Genomic DNA, 2,927 nt, shown 5'->3' with positions numbered 1-2,927 from the left:
CAACGGTGCGCACGAATTCGAGCGGATCGATAGGCTCGGTGCCGTGTAAAGGCGTACCTTCAACCTGCACCAGATTGTTGACCGGCACCGATTCAGGGTACGGATCCATATTGCACAATTGCGCCACCAGACCGGCGCGTTGCAGGCGCGATTCGCCCATGCCGACGATGCCGCCACAGCACACCTTGATGCCGGCACCGCGCACGCGACCGAGGGTATCGATGCGGTTCTGGTAATCGCGGGTCGAGATCACGTTCGAGTAAAACTCGGGCGCAGTATCCAGATTGTGGTTGTAGTAATCGAGGCCGGCGTTCTTCAGTTTCTCTGCCTGGCCTACACCCAGCATGCCGAGCGTGGCGCAGGTTTCCAGACCCAGCGCCTTGACTTCGCGCACCATCTCTTCGACGTGTTCCAGATCGCGGTCCTTCGGTTCGCGCCATGCAGCACCCATGCAGAAGCGCGTTGCGCCGTGCGCCTTGGCTTCGCGCGCAGCTGTCAGCACTTCTTCCAGCGGCAGGATTTTTTGTGCCGTCACGCCAGTGTCGTAACGTGCAGCCTGCGGGCAGTAGCCGCAGTCTTCCGGGCAGCCGCCAGTCTTGATCGACAGCAGCGTCGCCAGCTCCACTTCGGTAGGATCGAAATTTTCACGGTGCACGGTTTGCGCACGGAAGATCAAATCGTTGAATGGCAGGTTGAACAGGGCCAGCACTTCATCCACCGGCCACGCGGTAGGAACGATGGGAGTAACGGCGGCGGCAGGCGCCTGAAAGGTAACTGGATGCGACGACATAGAAAAACTCCTGACTAAAATTTGTTATAACCAAGGTGCACCGGGCCAGCCCGGCAAGCACGAAAAATCCAGATATGCAGCCGCTGCAGCAGGCAGGGGTGCAGGCAAGCGCGGCACACAACCCAGCAAGGGTGCAGGCAAACGCGCCGTCAATGCGGCGACATTATCCTCTGCGTAAGGCATGCCGGCATCGACCGTATTGGCGACCCAGCCGACCAGCTTGAGGCCGCGCGCAGCGATCGCTTCGGCCGTCATCAGGGCATGACTGAGACAACCCAGCCGCAGCCCGACCACCATTATGACCGGCAATCCCAGTTGTTGGGCTAAATCCGCTGTATCCGTGTCATCCGACAGCGGCACGCAAAACCCGCCCACTCCTTCAACTACCACCGCATCCACCTGCTCGGCCACCTGCGCATAACATCGCTTAATATGCGCGATATCTATAGCAACACCATCCAACTTCGCCGCAACATGCGGCGCAGCGGCTTCCTGCAGCAGATAGGGCACGGCTAATTCCATAGGCAAAACGACATTGGCAGCCTGCGCCAGCGCATCGGCGTCGTCATTGTGCCAGACCTGCCCGCGCAATGTCGCGCCGGCCGCCACGCTTTTGATCGCCGCCGCACGCACGCCGGTTTGCACCAGCGCATGCAGGATAGCGGTCGAAATCAGCGTCTTGCCGATTTCCGTATCGGTACCGGTAACAAAACAGTGAAAGCCTGCAGTCATCTCAACCTCGCATTTCCGGTTTGCGTCATCTTCATGCCGCGATCACTTCTTCAAACACTGCCTGCGTGCGGACGGCAAGGAAGTCTATCTCTTCATGGTTCAGGATATACGGCGGCATCATGTAGACGGTGTTGCCGATAGGGCGCAGCAACAGTTCCTGCTCCAGCGCCGTCGTAAAGAAGCGGCGCGAAAAGGTGGCGGCCGCATCGGCATCGGCGATCGCTGCATCGAAGGCCCAGATCATCCCGCGCTGGCGGAAGTTCCTTACCTGTGGATGCGCGGCCAGCGGCGCCAGTGCCGCCGTCAGGCGCGCAGCGCGGGCCCGATTGGCATTGATGACATCGTCTTCGTCAAAGATCGCCAGCGTCGCCAGCGCCGCGCGGCAGGCGAGCGGATTGCCGGTGTAGGAATGCGAATGCAAAAAGGCGCGGGCCACATCACTGTCGTAAAACGCCTGGTAGATTTCATCGCGCGTCATCACCAGCGACAGCGGCAGATAACCGCCGCTGATGCCTTTCGACAGGCACAGGAAATCCGGCCAGATCGCCGCCTGCTCGCATGCAAAGAAAGTGCCGGTGCGGCCGCAGCCGACTGCAATTTCATCGGCGATCAAATGGACCTGGTAACGGTCGCACAGCTTGCGCACTTCCTGCAGATAAAGCGGATCGTACATCGCCATGCCGGTCGCGCATTGCACCAGCGGCTCCACGATGATGGCGGCGATATGGCCGGCGCGTTCCTGCAGCAGGGTTTCCAGCACCGCAGCGGCGCGGCGCGCGACATCGGCGGCGCTTTCGCCCTCTTGTGCTGCGCGTGCATCGGGGCTCATCACCACATGCGCCTGCTGCAGCAGCGAGCCGTAGGCATCGCGGAATATCGGCACATCGGTGACCGACAGCGCACCTATCGTTTCGCCGTGATAACTGCCCTTCAGGCAAACGAATTCGCGCTTGTCGCTCAAGCCCTTGTTGCGCCAGGTATGGAAGCTCATCTTCAACGCAATTTCCACCGCCGATGCGCCATCGGATGCATAGAAGCAGTGGCCGAGCACATGGCCGGTGCGCGCCGCCAGCTGCTCCGACAATTGCACCACCGGCTCATGCGTAAAGCCGGCGAGCATCGCGTGCTCGAGCAAATCGAGTTGCGACTTCAGCGCGCTATTGATGCGCGGGTTAGCGTGCCCGAACAGGTTGACCCACCAGGAACTGATCGCATCCAGATAGCGCTTGCCTTCCGTGTCGTACAGCCACGCACCGCGGCCGTGGCTGACCGGCACCAGCGGCAGGGTTTCATGGTGCTGCATCTGCGTGCATGGATGCCATACGCAGCGCAGGCTGCGCGCGACCAGATCATACTGCTTGTCCGGCGTCTTGTTAATTGCGTTCAACATCATTCCCGCCTATCT

At 60.6% G+C, this 2,927-nt stretch carries 3 protein-coding genes; all 3 read right to left on the bottom strand.

The annotated features are described in order from the left end of the window. Nucleotides 1-790 (bottom strand): biotin synthase BioB (gene bioB / locus Q7T06_RS00025; protein ID WP_304778022.1); only part of this gene is annotated, 790 nt, incomplete at its 3' end. 24 nt (nt 791-814) lie between these two features. Next, on the bottom strand, nt 815-1,522 hold the full coding sequence (bioD, locus tag Q7T06_RS00020) for a dethiobiotin synthase (protein WP_304778018.1): 708 nt from the start codon (nt 1,520-1,522) through the stop codon (nt 815-817). A 31-nt stretch (nt 1,523-1,553) separates the two neighbouring features. Further along, complete coding sequence (bioA, locus tag Q7T06_RS00015) at nt 1,554-2,912, bottom strand: adenosylmethionine--8-amino-7-oxononanoate transaminase (protein ID WP_304778015.1); 1,359 nt, start codon at nt 2,910-2,912, stop codon at nt 1,554-1,556. Nucleotides 2,913-2,927 lie beyond the last annotated feature (15 nt).

Source organism: Herminiimonas sp. (genome assembly GCF_030645555.1).
Lineage (GTDB): Bacteria > Pseudomonadota > Gammaproteobacteria > Burkholderiales > Burkholderiaceae_D > Oxalicibacterium.
The sequence above is the reverse complement of the archived record's forward strand: the minus strand, read 5'-3'. Positions and strand labels throughout refer to the sequence as shown.

Excerpts from the sequence above, each read along its gene's own strand:
- bioD (WP_304778018.1), bottom strand. The coding sequence starts at position 1,522 with ATGACTGCAGGCTTTCACTGTTTTGTTACCGGTACCGATACGGAAATC.
- bioA (WP_304778015.1), bottom strand. The coding sequence starts at position 2,912 with ATGTTGAACGCAATTAACAAGACGCCGGACAAGCAGTATGATCTGGTC.